The organism is Vreelandella nigrificans (genome assembly GCF_002374315.1).
Classification (GTDB): domain Bacteria; phylum Pseudomonadota; class Gammaproteobacteria; order Pseudomonadales; family Halomonadaceae; genus Vreelandella; species Vreelandella nigrificans.
Genome location: NZ_NWUX01000014.1, coordinates 54,028 through 74,381 on the forward strand (window position 1 = coordinate 54,028; position 20,354 = coordinate 74,381).

Here is a 20,354-nt window from a genome sequence, read left to right on the forward strand (position 1 = left end):
ATCTTTAGACTTTCGCCGCAAATGTAATGACGCCGATTTGTACCCAGATTGCGGGCGTCCACCAAGCCTTTGGCGTGGTGAAGTGCAGCTAAAAGGGTGTGTCCAGCGTTGATGGCCACCCGAAAGGGTGGCCTTTTTTTATTCCTCACCCTGCGCCTGCCTCCTCGCACTCTTCCATCTTCGGCCTACAATCGAAGGCAGACGCTATGATTGAACTTAGCAACGTCAGTAAAACCTATGGCAGCGGTAAAAACGCCGTTTTTGCTTTAAAAGAAGTTAATTTAACAATACCTAAAGGCACTATTCACGGTGTCATTGGCCTATCCGGCGCAGGAAAGTCGACGCTAATTCGCTGCGTCAATCTTTTAGAGCGCCCGACAAGCGGCAGCGTTACGGTGGACGGTCAGGAAATGACCCTATTGAAACGCTCTGAATTAAATCAGGCACGCCATCGCATTGGTATGATTTTTCAGCACTTTAATTTGCTGACGACACGCACAGTGTTTGACAACGTTGCGCTGCCGCTGGAACTCATGGGGCAGAAACGCGGCGCTATCAAAGAGCGTGTTTTACCACTACTAGAGATGGTTGGCCTAGCAGATAAAGCTCAGCAGTACCCGGCCCAACTTTCTGGAGGGCAAAAACAGCGTGTTGCTATTGCGCGCGCCTTAGCAAGCAAACCCAACGTATTGTTGTGTGATGAAGCCACTTCTGCCCTCGACCCACAAACGACAGGCTCTATTCTCGAACTGCTAAGAAGTATTAATCAGCAGTTGGGTATTACCATTTTGCTGATTACCCATGAAATGGAGGTAGTGAAGTCTATTTGCCACCGGGTTAGCTTAATTTCAGATGGCAAATTAGTTGAAGATGCTGAAGTCGGCGACTTCTTCACTGCGCCCATCACTCAACTGGGCCGAGAGTTTCTTAATGACTTCTTGCAACTCAGCCCACCAAAAGAGCTAATAGAGCGCCTAAGCGACGCACCTGGCGAGCACACACATCCTGTGGTACGGCTAACCTTCTCAGGAGATGCAGTGTCTACACCTCTTATCTCGCGCCTTGCTCGTGAGTGCAGTGTTGATGTGAGCATTTTGCAAGCTAAAGTCGAATCTATCCAAGACCGCACTCTCGGCCTAATGATCGCCGAACTGTTAGGCACTCCCGCTCAAACCCAGGAAGCTATGGCTTATTTGGAAGCACACCAATTACAGGTAGAGGTACTCGGTCATGTCCAGCGCAATGTTTAACCTTATTTTACAGGCCACGCTGGATACGCTCTATATGGTGGCCATCTCAGGAGTAATCTCAACGCTGATCGGTTTACCACTCGGGGTCATGCTCTACGCCACACGCCCACGGCAAATTCTAGCCATGCCGGTACTCAATCAAGTACTAGGCATTATTACCAACATTGGGCGCTCCATCCCCTTTATCATACTGATGGTCGCGATCATTCCATTCACCCGCATGCTAGTGGGCACCTCTATTGGTATCAACGCTGCCTCGGTTCCGCTAACCATTGCAGCGATTCCTTTTGTTGCGCGATTAATAGAAGGGGCGCTTAACGAGATATCTCCTGGACTGATAGAGTCAGCGCAATCTATGGGAGCAACACCTTGGCAAATTATTTGCAAGGTGCTTATCCCTGAAGCAAGAGGCGGTATTATCACAGGTTTAACGATCACCCTTGTGACCCTCGTTAGCTATTCCGCTATGGCAGGTGCCGTTGGCGGCGGCGGCCTCGGCGACCTTGGTATTCGCTATGGCTATAACCGCTTTAACCCCACCATCATGCTTATCACCGTCATTATTCTGGTCGTGATGGTACAAGGTTTCCAAAGTCTAGGTGATTACTTGGTGCGCAAAAGCGACCGCAAATAATCATGCATAGCCACCACTCAAATATAACCAAAACGCATTAGACATTTGTTTTTTATTACCTCATTATTGACTCAACTTTGCACAACGCTTTCGGAGAAATGCTATGAAAAAAGTGATTATCGGCAGCCTCACAGCACTTGCCTTAGCTATTAATGTTGCCAACGCTGAGACACGCACCATCAAAATGGGCACCGTCGCAGGCCCAGAAACAGAAGTAATGGAAGTAGCGGCACGAATTGCTAAAGAAGAGTTCGGCCTGAACGTCGAGATTATTGAGTTCACCGATTATGTCACCCCCAATGCTGCATTAGCCGATGGTAGCCTTGATGCCAATGCCTATCAGCACGAGCCATACCTGCAGGCAATGGTCAATGATCGTGGTTACGACCTCGCCATTGCAGGCTACACGTTCGTTTACCCCATTGGCGCTTATTCCGAGAAGTACGACAATATCGACGACCTGCCGAATGGCGCGCAAATCGCATTGCCCAATGATCCTTCTAACGAAGGACGTGCGCTAATTCTTATGCACAACAAGGGGCTGATCACGCTAAACGATCCAAGCAACCTGGAAGCAACACCCATTGATATTGCAGAAAACCCGCGCAATTTCCGCTTCCGCGAAATTGAAGCAGCACAATTGCCCCGTGTTTTGCCTGATGTCGACCTTGCCTTCATTAATAATACCTTTGCCCAACCAGCCGGCCTTCGCTTGGATGACGCACTAATTAAAGAAGGCCCGGAATCTCCCTACGTTAACTTGATTGCCGTACGTGGAGGCGATGAGGATCGCGAAGATATCCGCCAACTAGTGGATGCTTACCAGCGCGATGAAGTTATCGAGAAAGCCGAAGAACTGTTTAAAGGCGCCGCAGTTCCTGGCTGGGTTGAGTAATCACAATACGGCACTTGCACTTAACTAGCATCAGGCCAGCCTTAGGGCTGGCCTGATGTGTTTTATAATTAGGAACTAAAATGGCTAATGTGGACTACTCACTGCTCAACCGCCAGCTAGAGTCGCTGCTGGATACTCGCGACTGGCTCACCAATAGCGCCCAAACCTGCGCGTTCATTTATCACGCCATTGATAAACTCAATTGGGTAGGCTTTTACCTTCAGCGCCAGCCCGACATGCTTAGCCTCGGCCCCTTTCAGGGCAAACCAGCTTGTCACCCTATTCCTTTTAGCAAAGGAGTATGCGGCGCTGCCGCACGCCAGCAAGCTACCCAACGCATTGATGATGTCCACGCTATCGCTGACCATATTGCTTGCGATGCTGCATCACTCTCCGAATTGGTTATTCCGATTATGGTAGGTAACACGCTATGGGGGGTTCTCGATCTAGACAGCCCTCAATACGCACGCTTCAGCCAAGAAGACCAAGCCGGCATTGAAGCCCTGGTCGCCACCTTTATTCGCCACACAGATCTCCCCTACCCCCTCCAGAACGGCTAGTACAGGTTTTTTTGTACAAGCTTTTTTTGCATACAAAAAAACGCCCCATGCAGTGCATGGGGCGTTTTATCATATTCTTGGTAGGACCAGGCGGATTTGAACCGCCGACCTCCACGATGTCAACGTGGCGCTCTAACCAACTGAGCTATGGTCCTAAAGCATTTTTACATGCAGTTTCACACACAAACTCTCATATGAAACTTTTAAATACAGCCTAATGGTTACACATAATTGGTAGGACCAGGCGGATTTGAACCGCCGACCTCCACGATGTCAACGTGGCGCTCTAACCAACTGAGCTATGGTCCTGCTGTGCAACGGATGCGTATTCTACGGCTTTGTGGCTGAATTGCAAGCAATTTCCACTCCCAGCAATGTCGTCTCTCTACTAGCAACGCCACATCATGCCTTAAAAAGAGAATACAGCGGTTTGAGTCATTTAGCTCTGCGCTGTAAGCGCTTATAAAGTAGCTACTGTGGCACACCACCCTTGGTAAGTACGGCTGGGTCAAGCAGGCGCTCAAGTGTAGCTCGATCTAGCTCCGTCTCCTCTTCCGCCACATCAATAACTGGCCTGCCAGCCTGATAAGCTTTCTTAGCAATAGCGGCAGCAGCGTTATAGCCGATAACACTATTAAGCGCAGTGACCAAAATAGGGTTACGCGCCAAGGGCCCCAACAGATTTTCCTCGCGCACCTTAAAGGTCGCAATCGCGCGCTCGGCGAGCAAAGTAGCCGTATTACTCATTAAAGTAATCGACGTAAGCAGATTTGATGCCACTAGCGGCAGCATAACATTGAGCTGAAAATTACCACTTTGACCTGCCACCGTAATAGCGGCATCAAGTCCTATTACTTGGGCCGCAGCCTGAGCCGCCGACTCAGGAATAACCGGGTTTACTTTTCCAGGCATAATGGAGCTCCCCGGCTGCAGCGCTTCCAGCTCAATTTCACCCAGCCCAGCCAGGGGTCCCGAGTTCATCCAGCGTAAGTCATTAGCAATTTTCATAATAACGCAGGCTAACCCTTTAAGTTGGCCCGACAACTCCACGGCAGCATCTTGCGAAGCAAGGCTGGCAAAAAAGCTATCATTGGGAACAAAGGTTAAACCCGTTTGCTGACTAAGTTCGCTTGCCATTTTCTCGGCAAACTCTTCAGGGGCATTAATCCCCGTACCAACTGCTGTACCTCCTTGCGCTAGCCGACATAACCGCCCCATTGCACTATCAAATCGCTCAATGGCTTGATTTACCTGACTGGACCATGCACCCAGCTCCTGATCCATACGCAGCGGCATAGCATCCATCAAATGGGTGCGGCCAGTCTTTACTACATGGGCTAGTTCTTTCGCCCGCTGATCGATCGCAGCACGTAACCTAAGCAAGGCTGGGCGCAGCGAGCCATCCAATGCAATAGCAGCAGCAAGGTGAATCGCCGTAGGGATTACATCATTACTTGACTGCCCCATATTGACATGATCATTAGGGGTTACCTCGACACCTTCACGGCTAGCTAGGGTAGCCAGCACCTCATTCACATTCATATTAGTGGAAGTGCCAGAGCCGGTTTGATAAACATCCACAGGAAAGTGCTCATCGTGCTGGCCATCAATCACTGACTGCGCTGCTTTTTCTATCGCACCTGCTCGCTTTTCATCTAGCAGGCCCAACTGATGATTAACCCTCGCGGCAGCTAGCTTTATACGTGCAACCGCATGGATAAAAGCAGCAGGCAGAGGCGTGCCAGAAACTGGGAAATTATTTATGGCGCGCTGGGTCTGAGCGCCATAAAGAGCGTTAGCCGGAACCTCTAATTCCCCCATACTGTCACGCTCTTTGCGCATATTCATAAGCACTCTCCTTTTAGGGCAAATAGCAAATTGATAGCCAAACACTCGCCTACGCTGTTCGTCGCTTTAAACCGCCGCAGTTTTAATCTGTCGTCGCTCTGATATGTCGTAGCTTTAACCTAGTCGACCATCTCGGTTAGGTAAATACGAAATTGAGAAAAAGCTAATACAACATTCACTTAAGACGGTATGTGGTTAGTACCGTATTCAATTAGTACGGCACTCACCTAATGTAAGATGAGCCAAATGTTGCACTGCACAAAACCACCTGTTATGCTGCAACGCATGATCATCAACATCAGCTGCGGTGAACGCTTTGCATGAGACCGCTGCTGAACCACCAACACAAGTTGGCACTGCCTAAAGCACACCAGCATTAGCATGACCAATTCGTGAGCAACGGCACAGGAGTGTTTATTATGCGTACTTTCAACACCAATGAAATGAACCAGCAGTTTGATAACTTTTTTATGGCACCTGTTCGTGCATATACAGCGCTAAGCATTGATTATTCAGAAAAGCTGCTGAATGCACAATTAGATGCCAACAAAGCCTATGTTGATACAGGCATTGCTCAAATGCGTCAGCTGTTAAGCGTAAAAGATGCTGAGGGTCTTCGCAGTTATATGGAAGGTCAGCAGAAAGTTGCCAAAGACTTGGCTGAGCGCGTTAAAGGCGACGCGGATAAAGTCGTTTCTTTACAGCAAGACTTTTTACAAAAAAGCCAAAAGCTTACCGAAGAAAATGTAAAGCAGGCCCAAGCTGCTGCCAGCAAAATGAGCAAAACCGCTTAAATTAAGCCCCCCTGCTTTCGGCAAAGACTCTGCGTTAACGATCTAGATAATGCTTGAGAAAAAACACCCCTGCCAGCTTGCTGGCGGGGGTGTTTACCAATTAAGTGCTGATTTAACAAAAGGGATAGTCAGCTTACGCTTTGCGGAGAGAGAAGCCTGATCTAGCGTTTCCAGTGCACGGCATAACTCGTTCAAATCTCTGGGACCGCGATGCAATATATAACGCCCCACGTCATCGGGTAATTGCATGCCTCGCACTTTAGCCCTCAGCTTTAAAGCGCCTAGGCGCTCAGCATCGTCTAGCGGGTGAAGATGAAAGGTCACTCCCCAGGTTAGACGGGACGCTAAATCGGGCAACACCACATCTAGTTGCCTAGGCGGAGAGCTGGAGGCAATCACCAATGCTTTACCTGCATCCCGAAGCCGATTAAACGCATGGAATAGCGCCTCCTCCCATCGTTTTCGCCCCACGACATACTCCAAGTCATCAATAGCCACAATATCCAGCCGTTCAATCTCTTCAAGCATTAAAGGGGGGAAGTGGCCAAGATCAGCTAACGGCAAATAAAGCGCCCGCTTATCCGCATCTGAAGCGGCGTTACAAGCTGCTTGCAAAAGATGGCTACGGCCGCTGCCTGGCGCGCCCCATAAGTATAAAAACGGTTCAGCATTAGGCTCCAACTGACGAGTAAAATACTCAACCAGAGACGCATTAGCGCTCGACACATAGTAATTATTAAACGTTGCATCGTCTCGCAACCCCACGCCAAGCGGTAGTTGCGCTGGCATTCGGCTCATGAAGACTCCCTATCATCGTAAGGACCAAGCCCATCATGGCCAATTGGGCGTACTAATGATCGTTTTTCTGAAGTACCTTGCTCTAATGGGCCTTGTTCCAAGCCCGGCGATGCAGTGCACTGCTCTGCATCGTAAAGCACACTCTCTTTATAGCGTTCCTTAACTTCTTTGAGCAACACCATGATCACAGATGCCGCAGGAAGAGCTAATAATACGCCAGTAAAACCAAAAAGATTACCCCCCGCTAATACAGCGAAAATGACCGCTACAGGATGTAGACCAATTTTGTCACCTAACAGTTTGGGTTGAAGCACAGCACTTTCAACAATTTGCCCAAAACTGAATACCACCACCACACCTAGCAGTGGTAACCACGAATCAAACTGAAACAGAGCAACAATGAGGGCAACCCCCAACCCAACAATAAACCCCAGGAACGGCACAATACTAACGAGGCCCGATACAACACCGATAAGCAAACCGAAATTAAGTCCCATTAGGGTTAAGCCTAGCGCATAAATGATGCCTAAACACAGCATCACCATCAATTGGCCACGTAAAAAAGCTGACAAAACGTCATCACATCGTTTAGCCAAACGGACAACATCATCCAGCCACTGACGAGGAATCAGGTCAGCAATACTGGCCAGTAGGCGGTTCCAGTCCAGCAGCAGATAAAAAGCTACCACGGGTATCAATGCGACGTAGGTTATCCAAGTGGCAAACGCCATGCCTGAACGGCCAATTTGGCCTAACGCTTGCGCCAAATAGCCCCCCGCATCACGCCAATGCTCAGCAAGTGTCTCCTGGGCGTTATCAAGTTCAGCACGTAGATCGTAACCCGTCCACTCCTGCACTTGAGGGGCCAATATATTTTCAACCCAATCAAAAACGCTAGGTGCCGCTTCACCTAATTGTTTTATTTGCTGGACTATTAACGGAACTAAAATCAGCATACTAACCGCCAATACCAGCAAGATGATTAGGAATACGCTAGAAACCGCAAACGGCCGATTCATACCCCAGCGCTGTAACCTGTTGGCTATTGGATCACCCAAATAGGCAATAATCATTCCAGCGATAAATGGCATCAGCATCGCATCCAGCAAATACACTAGCCCCACTAACACCGCTAATAGCAAAACGCCCCACCACGAATTTCGCATTCTGAATTTCTCCCTCCTGGATAGATGGTTAGCGGCCTAGCGCACCGCATGATTTGCGATACTACCCAATGAATAGTAACAAAAGTAACGCTTCTCGCATCTGATAACACGACACATCGATGCGACTTACGCCACTGAGTGATACAATCTGTCTCGTTATTGCCCCAGCACTGGCCAATTCGCCAGCACTACCGCACTGCTATAGGCTTCACAGGACCTGTCATGACCGAGACATCCCCTTCTCAGGCTACCCCATCACTCAGCTATAAAGACGCAGGTGTCGATATTGATGCCGGTAACGCGCTGGTTGACCGCATTAAACACGTTGCTAAACGCACCACACGCCCTGAAGTAATGGGTGGGCTTGGCGGCTTTGGCGCGCTATGTGAGCTGCCTGCTGGCTATAAGCAACCGGTACTCGTGTCTGGCACCGATGGCGTGGGCACTAAACTGCGTCTTGCCATGGACCTTGGCAAACATGACACCATCGGTATCGATTTAGTGGCAATGTGTGTCAATGATTTGATTGTTGCTGGCGCCGAACCACTGCTTTTCCTTGACTACTATGCCACGGGTAAGCTGGACATAGATATCGCTGCTGATGTTGTTACAGGCATCGGCACAGGCTGTGAGCTGGCTGGCTGCGCATTGGTAGGTGGCGAAACAGCCGAAATGCCTGGCATGTACGAAGGCAACGATTACGATCTAGCAGGCTTTTGCGTTGGCGTCGTCGAAAAAGCCGAAATCCTTGACGGCAGCAAAGTTGCCGAAGGTAATGTCTTATTAGGGCTAGCCTCCTCAGGCCCGCACTCTAATGGATACTCGCTGATCCGCAAAATTTTAGACGTGAGTAATGCCTCACTAGACGAAACGGTCGGTGGCCAAGCTTTGGGCGATGCCCTAATGGCCCCCACTCGCATCTATGTAAAATCCCTTTTATCGATGATGCGTGGCACCGACATTTCAGTGCATGCCCTGTCGCACATTACGGGCGGCGGCCTGCTAGAAAACATTCCCCGGGTACTGCCTGACACTTTGGCGGCAGATATTGACCTAACCACTTGGCAACGCCCAGAAGTATTTAACTGGCTGCAGGCTAAAGGCAATGTCAATGAGACCGAAATGCACCGAGTACTTAACTGCGGTATTGGCATGGTAGTTGTAGTGTCGGCAGAACAGGCAGAAAGCGCCATGGCTCACCTTACAGAGCAAGGCGAAACCGTCTATCAAATCGGCACGATCATCAAGCGCCAGGACGAAGCCGTCGTACTTAAGAATATGCATAGCGATGAGCACGGTCTGGAGAATCGCCCCGCATGAGCAGTACCGATTACAACAGCGACACGTTAAACGATATGACGCCCGAGCCCATAGGCGCACGGCGTGTCGTGGTATTGATTTCTGGAAGCGGCAGCAACCTGCAAGCATTGATAGATGCACAGCAGCACGATCGCTTGGGTGGGGAAATTGTAGCCGTCATTTCAAATGAACCAAGTGCCTATGGCTTAAAGCGTGCCCACGAAGCAGGCATTGAAGCGGTTGTATTACCACACAGGGAATACGAGAGCCGAGATGCTTACGATGGTGCCCTCATCAAGGTGATTGAACGCCATGAGCCGGACGTCATTGTGCTTGCTGGTTTTATGCGTATATTAACGCCACGTTTTGTGCAGCGCTTCCTGGGCAAAATGCTTAATATTCACCCATCGCTGCTGCCAGCTTATCAAGGGCTTAATACCCATGCGCGGGCACTGGCCGATGGAGCTTCATCCCATGGTTGCAGCGTACACTTTGTGACTGAAGAGCTGGACGGTGGTCCAGTGGTATTACAGGCAGAACTAAACGTTGCAGACGATGACACGGTCGAGACACTAAAAGATAAGGTACACGCTCGCGAGCATCTTATCTTTCCTATCGCCGTACAGTGGTTTTTACAAGGCCGCCTGAAGTACAGCACAGAAGGAGCAACGATGGACGGCCACCTGCTGCCGCCCTACGGTATGCGCCTATCCCATGCTGATGCTGCAGAAGAGCTTGATGAAGACGTAGCCCCTAACTAAACAGTCCCTAACTAAACAGCCCCTAACTAAACCGCTTTTAGTCCTAACAAGCGCCTTACTACGCCGAGTAACACCGGAGCAGTAAGGCGTTTATGGTTCAGGGGCAGCTTAGGTGCGCGGCAATGTAACGCCTCGCTGCCCCATGTACTTGCCGCCACGGTCTTTATAAGAAGTTTCGCATACCTCGTCGGACTCCAAAAAGAGCATTTGCGCCACGCCTTCATGGGCATATATCTTGGCAGGCAAGTTGGTAGTGTTAGAAAACTCCAGCGTCACATGCCCTTCCCACTCAGGCTCCAAAGGCGTCACATTGACGATAATGCCACAGCGAGCGTAAGTGGATTTACCTAGGCAGATAGTCAGCACGTTACGTGGAATACGGAAATACTCTACCGTACGCGCTAGCGCAAACGAGTTAGGCGGAATAATACATACATCGCCTTTCACATCCACAAAGCTTTTAGCATCAAAGGCTTTAGGGTCAACAATTGCCGAGTGAATATTGGTGAATACCTTGAATTCGTCGGCACAGCGCACATCATAGCCGTAACTGGAGGTGCCGTAAGAGATCACCCGCTGCTCATTAATGTAACGGACCTGCTCCGCTTCAAACGGCTCAATCATGGCATCGCTTTGTGCCATACGACGAATCCACTTGTCAGATTTAATACTCATTTGTTACTTCATCACTCGCTAAAAGAAATAGTGGGGCCGCTGCTTTTGTTAGCGCTCACAGCATGAGCTACCTGTTTGGCAATCTCAGCAAAGGTTTGGCTAACTGAGCTATCTGGTTCTGCAATGACACTAGGACGGCCAGAGTCCGCCAACTCACGAATGGAGAGAGTAAGAGGCAGGCGCCCTAGCACACTTGTTTGATACTCTTCCGCGATGCGCTCACCACCGCCCGTGCCAAAAATAGCAGCCTCATGACCACAGTTTTCACAGTGGTAAAGGCTCATATTTTCAACTACGCCAAGTACTGGCACATTAACTTTACGGAACATCTCAATACCCTTACGCGCATCTAAAAGGGCAATATCCTGTGGCGTAGTGACAATAACCGCGCCTGCAACTGGTACTTTTTGTGCCAATGTTAGCTGGATATCGCCGGTACCCGGAGGCATATCTATCAGCAAGAAATCAAGATTATCCCACTGGGTTTGGGTTAACATTTGCTGAAATGCACCTACGACCATTGGACCACGCCATACCATGGCCTCTCGAGTATTGACCATAAACGCCATGGACATTGCCTGAAGCCCATGAGCTTCCAGCGGCAGAAACTTATTGTCTTGGGTTGCCTGGGGCCGCACGCCCTCTTTAACTCCCAGCATTTGTGCTTGGCTAGGCCCGTAAATATCAGCATCCAGCACGCCGACACGATAGCCTTGTGCTGAAAGTGCCAACGCCAAGTTAACGGTTACCGTCGACTTGCCAACGCCTCCCTTACCCGACGCCACTGCTACAATATGCTTAACCCCATCCATTATGGCACTCCCATCGGTCACAACGTAAATTGCATAAGGTGAATGATACTCTTCGGGGCAGTATTCATAAACTAACAAACAAAAAAGCGGATGCAGGTGTTACCTGCATCCGCCTCATGAGAGCAGCGAACTCAGCTTAAACGCCTATTACTGAGCTTCTTGCTCCTCAGCTTCATCATCGCTATCGCCATCTTCTGCTCCCACCAAGGTGGGCACCTCATCATTCGCAGCGCTGCCAACTTCACCTAGCCGCGTGTCGAGCGAAGACAGTTCTTCGCGCCACTCGTCAAGCTGGGCATCTAAGCGAGCTAGCCTCTCTTCGCGGGCCTCAATGTCACTTTCAACATTAGCAACCTCTTCACGCCCAATATCCAGCGCAACTATCAGATCATCCATTTCAGAGCGCACCTGGGTTAAGCTCTGCTCTTCTTCTTCACGCAACTCAACCAGCGCATCAACTTCTTCTTGTAGTGCGTCGCGCTCATTAGTAGCAGATTCATGCTGACCTCGGAGTTCCTCCAGTTCGCTTTGCGTCGTGGCGATCTCCTCTTCAAGGCTGGCTAGCTGTTCATTAGCCTCGCTCACCTTGGATTCCAGCTCAGCAAGTTCTGCTTCAGCAGCATTCATCTCTTCAACTGCTGCCTGACGCTCTTCCTCAGCTTCCTGACGAGCTCCTTCTGCCTCCTGACGGGCATCTTCGGCACTTTGGCGCGCATCTTGAATTTGCTGAAGCGCTGCTTCTGCCTCATCGCGGTCGCTGACCATTTGATCGCGCTCTTCATGCAGCGCCTCTAAATCAGCGTTAGCGCTTTCGAGCTGCTCATTCAGGCCGTCTACTTCTTCTTGAAGTGCATCGCGCTCGGCCTCTAGCTCCTCAAGTCGAGTACTAACGTTACTAACATCTCGCTCCGCAGCCTCAAGACTGGTTTTCGCCTCAGTTTGCTGCTGCTCAAGTTCTGCTAATTCCTCGTGCATGGCCGCTAAGTCAGCTTCAACCTGCTCCACGTCTGCTAAGCGCTGGCTTAGCTGGCTATTCTCTTGCTCTACGCCAGTAAGACGACCTTCAAGCGTTTCAACCCGATCCTTATGGGTGCCAGCATTAGATTGTGCCATGATTGCCCAAATAACCGCGACAGCGGCAATGCCTGCTATCCCTTTGACGCGGTTATCTTGAAATAGTGTTTTCATGCCCGGTTTGTTAGCCGGTGATTGCTGATCCGAGTGGTTTGCTTCTGGCATACTGCGTCCCTCTCTTTTATAAGCTACCGATTCCAGCAGCGTTAATAGGCATTTAAAGCGAATTCGCTCTTGAAGAACATTCCTTACTAGCATACACAGCTAACAGCATCTAGCCAGTGTATGCGTTAATTCAATGGCCTAATTAGGTGATACTGCTCATATAAATGTCATTTCTGTGGATTTTGGAGCGCTTGCCAGCCTACCACCTTGACGTGCACTCAGTCGGTCTCAAAACATATCTGCCGACCTCAAAACCTAATAGCCTTACACCAAACACTGAAAAGCATCAGGGCATAAAAATCAGGTTTCTTATAAGAAATAACTATTAAAAACTGACACACTGTCGGCAATCGCTTACATCCCTCCTCCTCATTTAAAGCTAACCTCTTGGGTTAACTTAAATTGCTATTTGTCCTGGAGATGTACGCATGTCCGTGAATGACGCAATCCCCGCGCCTCAAAGTGCTGATCATCTAGTCCCTCATATACCTGGGGTCGTTTTTCAATTTTACCGATCCCACTGCGGGAAAATGCGTTTCAACTATCTTGAAGGTGGTGGGGCTGCGTTGAAATACATTGATCGTCAGCAGCTAGCGCTAGATGCCAGCCAGCTCGTAAGACAGCTAACAAATATCGACTACCCTAAGATCATGTCCGCAATAGAGCGCTCAGCCCGCTGGATGATGCCACTATCCACCCGGTTTAGACTGCCATTTCCGAAGGGGAAACCCCACTGGATTGCAGTTAGTGCCAAGCCTGAGCCAGCAGTCGGTGGCGTATGCTGGAATGGCCTTATGATGGACATTACCGACCAAGTTGCAGAAGAGTCAAGGCTACGTAAGCTGTGCGATACCGATCCACTTACCGGTCTACCCAACCGTCGAAAATTAATGGCGCATTTAACTCACCTGTCTTCACTGAGCGCACGCCACGGCACACCTCTTTCAATCATGATGTTGGATATCGACCACTTTAAGCAGCTCAATGACCGTTGGGGTCATTTAGAGGGTGACAACGTCCTCAAACTATTAGCTACAAAGACGCAAGCCCTGCTTCGCAGTGAAGATATGGTGGCCCGTATGGGTGGAGAGGAGTTTATGGTCGTGTTGCCGCTAACACCGCTGCAGCAATGCCATAAACTCGCCGACCGCCTGCGTGATTCCGTTGCGTGTTACGATTTCGGGGTGGGAGTCGGACAAGTAACACTGAGTATTGGTGTTGCTGAGTACCGCTGTGGTGAGCCGCTAACTAACCTAATAGAGCGTGCAGATAAAGCGCTTTACGGCGCAAAAGATATTGGCCGCGACTGCGTCTGCCTTCTACCTTAAAAGCCATACAAGCCATACAAGCCCAGGAAAAACTCTCTCCCTGTCGTAGCAGAAGATAACAAAAAGGAATCATATAATGAGCAGCTTGGCGCAAGCGACTTGCGAGCCCTGCACCTCGGGTACTCCCCCACTTGATAGCAACGCATGCAAAACCTATCAAGCAGCGCTTCCAGAGTGGCAGATTATTGATCACGATGGCATCATGAAGCTAACGAGACGATTTACGTTTCGTAACTTTGCTGATGCGCTGACATTCACCCAGCGCGTTGGTGAATTAGCAGAGCAGGCAGGGCACCATCCAAGCATTGTCACTGAGTGGGGCAAAGCCACTGTGACGTGGTGGAGCCATGATATTAAAGGCCTGCATCTTAATGATTTCATTCTTGCCGCCAGAACCGACGAGGTAGCCGAATAAATGTTTGAGCATATTGAGCGAGTCCCAGGAGATGCCATTCTCGGGCTGATCGAAGCTTTCAAAAAAGACACCAATCCCCAAAAAGTAGACCTTGGAGTTGGTGTATACCGCGATTCAGCTGGCAATACGCCGGTGATGCGCGCTGTGAAGGAAGCTGAAGCTCGCCTGCTCAAGAATGAAACCACCAAGACCTACATTGGGTCTCATGGTGCTCCCGCCTATGGTGAAGCCGTTCTACCCATAGTCTTTGGTGCAGACTCACCCATACTTACAGCCAACCGCGCCAGCGCCACTCAATCCCCCGGTGGCACAGGTGCGCTGCGCCTAGCCGCTGACTTTATAGCCAGCCAATTACCAGGCAAAGGCATTTGGGTAAGCGATCCTACTTGGCCAAACCACCATGGTATTTTCACCTCAGCGGGTATCGAGCTACATAAATACCCTTATGTTGATGCTGATAACCGCCTTGATTTCACCGGCATGCTGGCGGCACTTAAAAAAATCCCTGAAGGCGATGTTGTCGTACTACACGCCTGCTGCCACAACCCTACAGGCTTTGACCTTTCTGCAGAACAGTGGCAAGAAGTGCTAACCGTACTTCGTGAGCGCAAGCTTCTTCCGCTGATTGATTTTGCCTACCAAGGTTTCGGCCAAGGCCTGGATGAGGATGCTTACGGCGTTCGCCTACTGGCTGAAAATCTCGATGAAGCCATTATTACCAGCTCTTGCTCTAAAAACTTCGGTATTTATTGTGAGCGTACCGGCTGCCTGATTATGGTCGCCAAAGATGCTGAGCAAATGGAAAATGTTCGCTCACAAGTGGCTATTGTTGCTCGTGAAAACTACTCCAACCCACCAGCTCATGGCGGAGCGATTGTCAGCGAGATTCTTCATGATCCAGAGCTTTCTGCTATGTGGCGTGAAGAACTAACTGAAATGCGTGACCGCATAAACTCACTGCGTCGCGATTTTGTTGAGGCGCTAAAACCCTATGGCCTCGACCAGAAGTACGCCTGCGTTGCTGAGCAGCAAGGCATGTTCTCCTATACGGGCTTAACCCCAGCACAGGTTGACCGCCTACGCGATGAGTTTGGCATTTACATGGTGCGCTCTGGACGTGCCAACGTTGCAGGCTTCTCCCAAGAGAACCTGGCCTACCTCGCTAAAGCCATCGCTGCCGTTAACGAATAAATAGAACGGCACTAAGGCTTTCTAAACCCCTGGTCTCCTCTGGAGACCAGGGGTTTTCTTTTGATTTTGTTAATAAACCCTGTAAACGTAACTAGCCTCATTGTGTACAATTGCGCGCTTGCCGCCAGAGCCTGGGGCGCCCGCGCGGCGTCTGACACAACGCAACGCTTGACCGAATAGTCAAACATTCGGCACACTCAGCGTAGCCTTGTATACAACACACCATAACTAAGAGGCCTCACATGGCAGCTGCCGGCATTCACTACCCCTGGTACAAAAAAGAAGATACCGATGCGTTCTTCGCACTGTTTCAAAACAATATTGCTAACTTTGTCATCATTGCGATTACGATGCTAGGCATGGGGTTCCCCAGCTCCATCGTTTATGGCCAAGTACTGCCCGGCGCTGCCGTTGCAGTAATGGCAGGTAATTTTTATTACGCCTGGAGCGCCTCACGGCTTGCCCGAAAAGAGAACCGTAGTGATGTCACAGCACTCTCATATGGCATCTCAACACCGGTTATGTTTGTCTTCTTGTTTGGTGTACTGTTACCTGCCAAGCAGCTAACCGGTGATGCCGAACTAGCCTGGAAAGTAGCGGTTGCCGCCTGCTTTATCAGCGGGGCTATTGAAGCCTTAATTAGCATTATTGGCCGCTGGGTTCAGTATCATCTACCACGAGCGGCAATGCTTGGCGCTGTAGCCGGGGTAGCATTAACCTTCATTGCAGGTGAAATGCTATTTAAAACGCTGGAAATGCCGATAATTGGCCTGCTGGTATTGGGTATTATCATCGTTGGCTTGGTCGCCCGGGTTAGCATGCCCTTCAAGTTACCCACCTCGTTATTTGCCATCGTGGTAGGCACTGCCATGGCTTATCTGATTGGTGATGCTGGCAGCGAGCGCTTCAGCGATGCGTTTACCCACCTTGGTTTTTACCCGTTACTGCCTAATCTCGCCTGGTTTGAAGGGCTTGGTCTACTGTTGACCGGCATGCTGGCTGTGCTCACTGTCGTACTGCCCATTACGCTCTACAACGCCATTGAGACTATGAACAACGTTGAGGCAATGGAAGCCGCTGGCGATAAGTACGACGTTCGAGAGTGCCAAGCGGTTGATGGAGCAGGCACTATGATCGGCGCCCTGTTCGGTGGAGTTTTTCCTACCACGGTGTATATTGCAACCGTAGGGGCTAAGTGGATGGGGGCTGGCCGGGGGTACAGTATATTAAATGGTGCAGTTTACGCACTGGCCACAATGTTCGGTTTGATTGCAGCACTCGCCGCCATTATCCCCGTGTCAGTGGTTGCCCCCATTTTGGTATTTGTCGGCATGTCGATGATTGCTACTGCCTTCCAAGCCAACGACACCCGTTACTACCCTGCCATCGCCTTGGCCATGCTGCCCTACTTTGCTAATTATGTAATGACCCGCTTTAATCGCGGTGCAGGCGAGGTGGTCAGCGATATTTCAAGTGCCATTGTGGTGATGGGCCAAGGTGCCATGTTCATGGCGATTTTCTTGGGTGCAATGACCGTCTCCGCCATCGACCACCAGTTCCGTCGTGCGGCAGCCTTTGCTCTTATTGCCGCCGGTTTCTCGTTTGTCGGCCTTATGCACGCCCCTCAATTAGCCTTTAATGCTGCGCCTGAATTTGTCATGGGCTATTTAGCAATGGCACTTTTATTTACCTACTTCTCTTTCCAGGAAGCCCCCCGCCAACGTCGGTCTTAGGAAACATATCCCGCCTGCCTATGCGGGCGGGATAAGATACGTCGCAGCAGCAACCAAGCCATTAAACCCGCCGCCAGATTACCTACCGCTGCACCGACGGCCAACCCCACCCAACCATATAAATAAGCGCCTAACCATAGACAAGGCAAGTAACAGACGAAGAGCCGAGCGCTTGATAGCAACATGGCACGCAGTGGCCAACCAAGCGCATTGCCAGCCGATACTACTAGCATACATACACCTAAAGCGGCGTAACTTGGCAGTAAAAAGCGGATGATCAGAGCCAATTCGCCTTGCACTTCAGGGTTACCCGCCAAGGCCATGGCTACCCAGGGTGCACCTAATGCCAATAGCACACCCAAACTAAGCTGCCAAATCACTGCTACTTTTAATGCCAAACGCATTAACTGCTGAATTTGTGCCCAGTCTCCTGCTCCATAGCAACGCCCAAGCCATGGCGGCAGCGACATGGTCATGGCTAATATTACCATCAAAGAAAGTGTCTCTAGCCGACTAGCAAGCCCCCAGGCAGCCACATACGTATCTCCCAGCCCCGCAACGGCGGTAATGGCAAGCATTGCTGCTAACGGTGGCATTAGCTGACTTACCATGGCAGGAGCAGCAATACCTATAAAAGGCCGCCAGGATCGTCGGCACTCCTGCCCAATATCTTCCCTGGTTACCCACTGGCAGCGCGCCAATGTGCCGCTTGTCAGTACGAGGCCCACTGAAAAGGCAATCGCCGTCGCCCAAGCTGCTCCAGGTAACCCAAAACCACTCCAGGGACCAATACCAAATATAAGCAGTGGATCAAGAACGAGGTTAATTAAGCTACTCAATACCATCATTTTACCTGGGGTGCGTGTATCGCCATGGGCACGAAACACGCTATAGATAAAATAGAGCAGTGCTCCCAGCCAGGCTGAAAATAGCTGCGGCCCCCAGTAGCTTCGAATATATCCCAACGCCGCCTCATCTGCGCCCAGCAGCCTAAATACGGGCACCTGGATCAACCACAGCACCACTGCTAAGCAGCCAATCACACCGCCACCAGCAATAAGCACCAAGCTAGTTAGACGCTTAGCGCGAGCATCCTCCCCCCCACCAAGCGCACGGGAAATAAGAGCGGCGATAGCAATTCCCATCCCCACCTGAATACCGATGATTAAAAAGGATAATGGGAAGGTAAACGACTGCGCGGCTAGCGGCGATGTACCCAAACGGGCAATAAAAGCACTATCTACAAGCTGAAAACCCAATAGCGCCAATACACCGATAGCCATTGGCCAAGTTTGCCGCCATAGGGTTATAGCCAACTCGCGTTGCTGCATAAAAGCTGCCAAACACATGCTCCCTAGATAAAACTGTAAAATAAGAACTACTAGAGCATCACATACAAAAGCGCCACTACCCCGGCTGGGATAGTGGCGCTTTTCGTGAAGCTAAACTTACTGACGAATACCTTCAAATGTCACGTAAAGCTCCAGCTCGTGCATAGACTCAGGGAAATCGCTCATATCAATACCGAAGTCGCCGAGTGTCAGCATAGTGCTGCCTTCAAAGCCAGCACGGTAGTTACCCCAGGGGTCATCACCTTCGCCCATTAAGGTAACTGGCATTTCGATTTCTTTGGTTTCGCCGTGCAGCGTCAGGTCACCCGTTACCACACCTTCGTTCTCACCGGTTGACTCAAAGCCAGTCGATGTAAAGGTCGCGGTGGGATACTCGCTAGCATTCAAGAAGTCACTGCTCAGGAAGTGACGATCACGCTCAGCGTGATTGGTGTTAAGACTGCTCACCTGCACTTCCATTTCCACAGAAGAGGCGTCTACGTCATCTGCATCATAAGAGAACTGGCCATCAAACTCTTCAAACGTACCAAGAATGTAGGAGAAGCCCAAATGGTTGATTTTGAACTGCACAAAAGCGTGCTGGCCTTCAGTATCAATCTGGTAGTCAGCGGCCTGTGCTTGGCTTAGCGGTACCAAAGCAGCGGCGGCAATGGCTGTTGCAAATGCAGTTTTCTTTAACATATTAGATGTCTCCTCTCTTTCCTTAAGAATCACTATGGCGAGTACTTCCCACCCTAGCAACGTACAAATCGAGTCGTTATTCGTTTAGCCATCTTCTTCACTGCAGGCTATGTTCGCTTCTGACCATGGGTTGGCTTAACCATACGAACCAGAGTTGAGTGTCGATCAAACCAATGATGTTTAAAAGCGGCCAGTGCATGGCCTGCAGCCAGTAACATTAATGCAAGTGCACTATACCAGTGAATATCACCCGCCAAACTGGCTTGATTGGGCAACCCGTGTAGTACCGCCGGCATTTCAAACCAACCGAATACACTAATCCCCCTGCCATTAGCGGTGGAAATTAAGTAACCACTTACCAGCACAACCAACAATAAAGCGTAAAGTGCAATATGCCCCATATGGGCAGCCACTTTCTCTATGCGACTACCCTCAGCCTTGGGAGTAGGCTGCACTAAACGCCAGAAAAGACGCAGAGCAGTCGCCAGCAATAACAAAACTCCGATTGAGCGATGAATCCATGGACCTTGGTTGTACCAAGGATCATAGTACCCCAGCCCCGTCATCCACCATCCTAGAATAAACAGCCCGATGATGGTGACCGCACTAAGCCAATGAAACAGAATACTTATGACACCCCAACCATGCTGTGTGTTCCGCCACATCCCATTATTCTCCGTAGCTACCATCTAATTTGATATATCTGGCTTGTGACATCTGGCTTAAAATCGCCAGTGGTTAACTTTATTTAACGAACGGATAGCAAAAGCATAACGGTTATTGCTGAAAAAGACTGCTGAAAAAAGCAGAACACTTCATTCGTAAAAACCGTTGATAGCCCTGAACAAGGGTAGCAAAGCTAATAAAAAACCGGCCAATAGCGGCCGGTTCACTACACTAAATAGCTACTCTACATGACTATG

The 20,354-nt window shown here is 50.0% G+C and carries 20 protein-coding genes and 2 tRNA genes; 11 read left to right on the forward strand and 11 right to left on the reverse strand.

What is annotated here, in order from left to right; translation table 11 throughout:
* The first annotated feature begins 206 nt into the window (after positions 1 to 206).
* The 4 genes from CPA45_RS14785 to CPA45_RS14800 all read left to right on the forward strand — a co-directional run bounded on the left by CPA45_RS14785 (position 207) and on the right by CPA45_RS14800 (position 3,339).
* The gene (locus CPA45_RS14785; RefSeq protein WP_096652746.1) at positions 207 to 1,250 is read left to right on the forward strand and encodes a methionine ABC transporter ATP-binding protein; all 1,044 of its coding nucleotides are present in this window, start codon (positions 207 to 209) and stop codon (positions 1,248 to 1,250) included.
* The gene (locus CPA45_RS14790) at positions 1,231 to 1,884 is read left to right on the forward strand and encodes a methionine ABC transporter permease (RefSeq protein WP_078087747.1); all 654 of its coding nucleotides are present in this window, start codon (positions 1,231 to 1,233) and stop codon (positions 1,882 to 1,884) included. The genes CPA45_RS14785 and CPA45_RS14790 overlap by 20 nt, the downstream gene beginning before the upstream one ends.
* A gap of 103 nt (positions 1,885 to 1,987) precedes the next feature.
* The gene (locus CPA45_RS14795; RefSeq protein ID WP_096652748.1) at positions 1,988 to 2,779 is read left to right on the forward strand and encodes a MetQ/NlpA family ABC transporter substrate-binding protein; all 792 of its coding nucleotides are present in this window, start codon (positions 1,988 to 1,990) and stop codon (positions 2,777 to 2,779) included.
* Between the two features lie 80 nt (positions 2,780 to 2,859).
* Positions 2,860 to 3,339, forward strand: coding sequence for a GAF domain-containing protein (locus tag CPA45_RS14800; protein ID WP_096652750.1), 480 nt, complete (start codon positions 2,860 to 2,862; stop codon positions 3,337 to 3,339).
* 78 nt (positions 3,340 to 3,417) lie between these two features.
* On the opposite strand, the gene CPA45_RS14805 is transcribed toward CPA45_RS14800, so the two are convergent.
* The 3 genes from CPA45_RS14805 to CPA45_RS14815 all read right to left on the reverse strand — a co-directional run bounded on the left by CPA45_RS14805 (position 3,418) and on the right by CPA45_RS14815 (position 5,187).
* A tRNA-Val gene (locus CPA45_RS14805) sits at positions 3,418 to 3,494 on the reverse strand.
* Positions 3,495 to 3,571: 77 nt separating this feature from the next.
* Positions 3,572 to 3,648 (reverse strand) — tRNA-Val (locus CPA45_RS14810).
* Positions 3,649 to 3,810: 162 nt separating this feature from the next.
* Positions 3,811 to 5,187: a class II fumarate hydratase gene (locus CPA45_RS14815; RefSeq protein WP_096652752.1), complete on the reverse strand. Its 1,377-nt coding sequence runs from the start codon at positions 5,185 to 5,187 to the stop codon at positions 3,811 to 3,813.
* 419 nt (positions 5,188 to 5,606) lie between these two features.
* Between CPA45_RS14815 and CPA45_RS14820 the strand changes: the two genes are divergently transcribed.
* Complete coding sequence (locus CPA45_RS14820; protein WP_096652754.1) at positions 5,607 to 5,981, forward strand: phasin family protein; 375 nt, start codon at positions 5,607 to 5,609, stop codon at positions 5,979 to 5,981.
* Positions 5,982 to 6,074: 93 nt separating this feature from the next.
* Here CPA45_RS14820 and hda read toward each other — a convergent pair whose 3' ends face one another.
* Positions 6,075 to 6,779: a DnaA regulatory inactivator Hda gene (gene hda / locus CPA45_RS14825; RefSeq protein WP_096652756.1), complete on the reverse strand. Its 705-nt coding sequence runs from the start codon at positions 6,777 to 6,779 to the stop codon at positions 6,075 to 6,077.
* Positions 6,776 to 7,945 (reverse strand): AI-2E family transporter, encoded by a 1,170-nt coding sequence (locus CPA45_RS14830; protein WP_096652758.1) that lies wholly within the window; start codon positions 7,943 to 7,945, stop codon positions 6,776 to 6,778. Before CPA45_RS14830 ends, hda begins: the two co-directional genes overlap by 4 nt.
* A 222-nt stretch (positions 7,946 to 8,167) precedes the next feature.
* On the opposite strand from CPA45_RS14830, the gene purM reads away from it, so the two are divergent.
* Together purM and purN are read left to right on the forward strand one after the other, a co-directional pair.
* Positions 8,168 to 9,265: a phosphoribosylformylglycinamidine cyclo-ligase gene (gene purM, locus CPA45_RS14835; protein ID WP_096652760.1), complete on the forward strand. Its 1,098-nt coding sequence runs from the start codon at positions 8,168 to 8,170 to the stop codon at positions 9,263 to 9,265.
* Positions 9,262 to 10,005, forward strand: a complete 744-nt coding sequence (gene purN / locus CPA45_RS14840; protein ID WP_096652762.1) for a phosphoribosylglycinamide formyltransferase — start codon at positions 9,262 to 9,264, stop codon at positions 10,003 to 10,005. Before purM ends, purN begins: the two co-directional genes overlap by 4 nt.
* Positions 10,006 to 10,113: 108 nt before the next feature.
* Here purN and dcd read toward each other — a convergent pair whose 3' ends face one another.
* The 3 genes from dcd to CPA45_RS14855 form a co-directional block, all read right to left on the reverse strand.
* Positions 10,114 to 10,680 (reverse strand): dCTP deaminase, encoded by a 567-nt coding sequence (gene dcd / locus CPA45_RS14845; RefSeq protein WP_096652764.1) that lies wholly within the window; start codon positions 10,678 to 10,680, stop codon positions 10,114 to 10,116.
* Positions 10,681 to 10,691: 11 nt separating this feature from the next.
* Positions 10,692 to 11,492: an iron-sulfur cluster carrier protein ApbC gene (apbC, locus tag CPA45_RS14850; protein ID WP_096652766.1), complete on the reverse strand. Its 801-nt coding sequence runs from the start codon at positions 11,490 to 11,492 to the stop codon at positions 10,692 to 10,694.
* 147 nt (positions 11,493 to 11,639) lie between these two features.
* Positions 11,640 to 12,731, reverse strand: a complete 1,092-nt coding sequence (locus tag CPA45_RS14855; protein ID WP_096652768.1) for a coiled-coil domain-containing protein — start codon at positions 12,729 to 12,731, stop codon at positions 11,640 to 11,642.
* Between the two features lie 428 nt (positions 12,732 to 13,159).
* On the opposite strand from CPA45_RS14855, the gene CPA45_RS14860 reads away from it, so the two are divergent.
* The 4 genes from CPA45_RS14860 (at position 13,160) to CPA45_RS14875 (ending at position 17,398) form a co-directional block, all read left to right on the forward strand.
* The gene (locus tag CPA45_RS14860) at positions 13,160 to 14,059 is read left to right on the forward strand and encodes a GGDEF domain-containing protein (protein ID WP_096652770.1); all 900 of its coding nucleotides are present in this window, start codon (positions 13,160 to 13,162) and stop codon (positions 14,057 to 14,059) included.
* A gap of 76 nt (positions 14,060 to 14,135) precedes the next feature.
* A complete protein-coding gene (locus CPA45_RS14865; RefSeq protein ID WP_096652772.1) occupies positions 14,136 to 14,474 on the forward strand; it encodes a 4a-hydroxytetrahydrobiopterin dehydratase in 339 nt (112 codons plus the stop codon).
* Positions 14,475 to 15,665, forward strand: coding sequence for an amino acid aminotransferase (locus CPA45_RS14870; RefSeq protein ID WP_096652774.1), 1,191 nt, complete (start codon positions 14,475 to 14,477; stop codon positions 15,663 to 15,665). It abuts the gene before it with no gap.
* Between the two features lie 242 nt (positions 15,666 to 15,907).
* Positions 15,908 to 17,398 (forward strand): uracil permease, encoded by a 1,491-nt coding sequence (locus CPA45_RS14875; protein WP_096652776.1) that lies wholly within the window; start codon positions 15,908 to 15,910, stop codon positions 17,396 to 17,398.
* Here the strand turns inward: CPA45_RS14875 and CPA45_RS14880 are convergent.
* From CPA45_RS14880 to CPA45_RS14890, 3 genes are all read right to left on the reverse strand, one after another.
* Positions 17,395 to 18,729, reverse strand: coding sequence for an MATE family efflux transporter (locus CPA45_RS14880; protein ID WP_165771568.1), 1,335 nt, complete (start codon positions 18,727 to 18,729; stop codon positions 17,395 to 17,397). The genes CPA45_RS14875 and CPA45_RS14880 overlap by 4 nt on opposite strands.
* A 117-nt stretch (positions 18,730 to 18,846) precedes the next feature.
* Positions 18,847 to 19,431 carry a YceI family protein gene (locus CPA45_RS14885; protein WP_096652780.1) on the reverse strand — a complete coding sequence of 195 codons (585 nt, stop codon included), beginning with the start codon at positions 19,429 to 19,431 and terminating at the stop codon, positions 18,847 to 18,849.
* A gap of 107 nt (positions 19,432 to 19,538) precedes the next feature.
* Entirely contained in the window at positions 19,539 to 20,096 is a 558-nt protein-coding gene (locus CPA45_RS14890; protein WP_096652782.1) for a cytochrome b, read from the reverse strand.
* Positions 20,097 to 20,354: the final 258 nt, after the last annotated feature.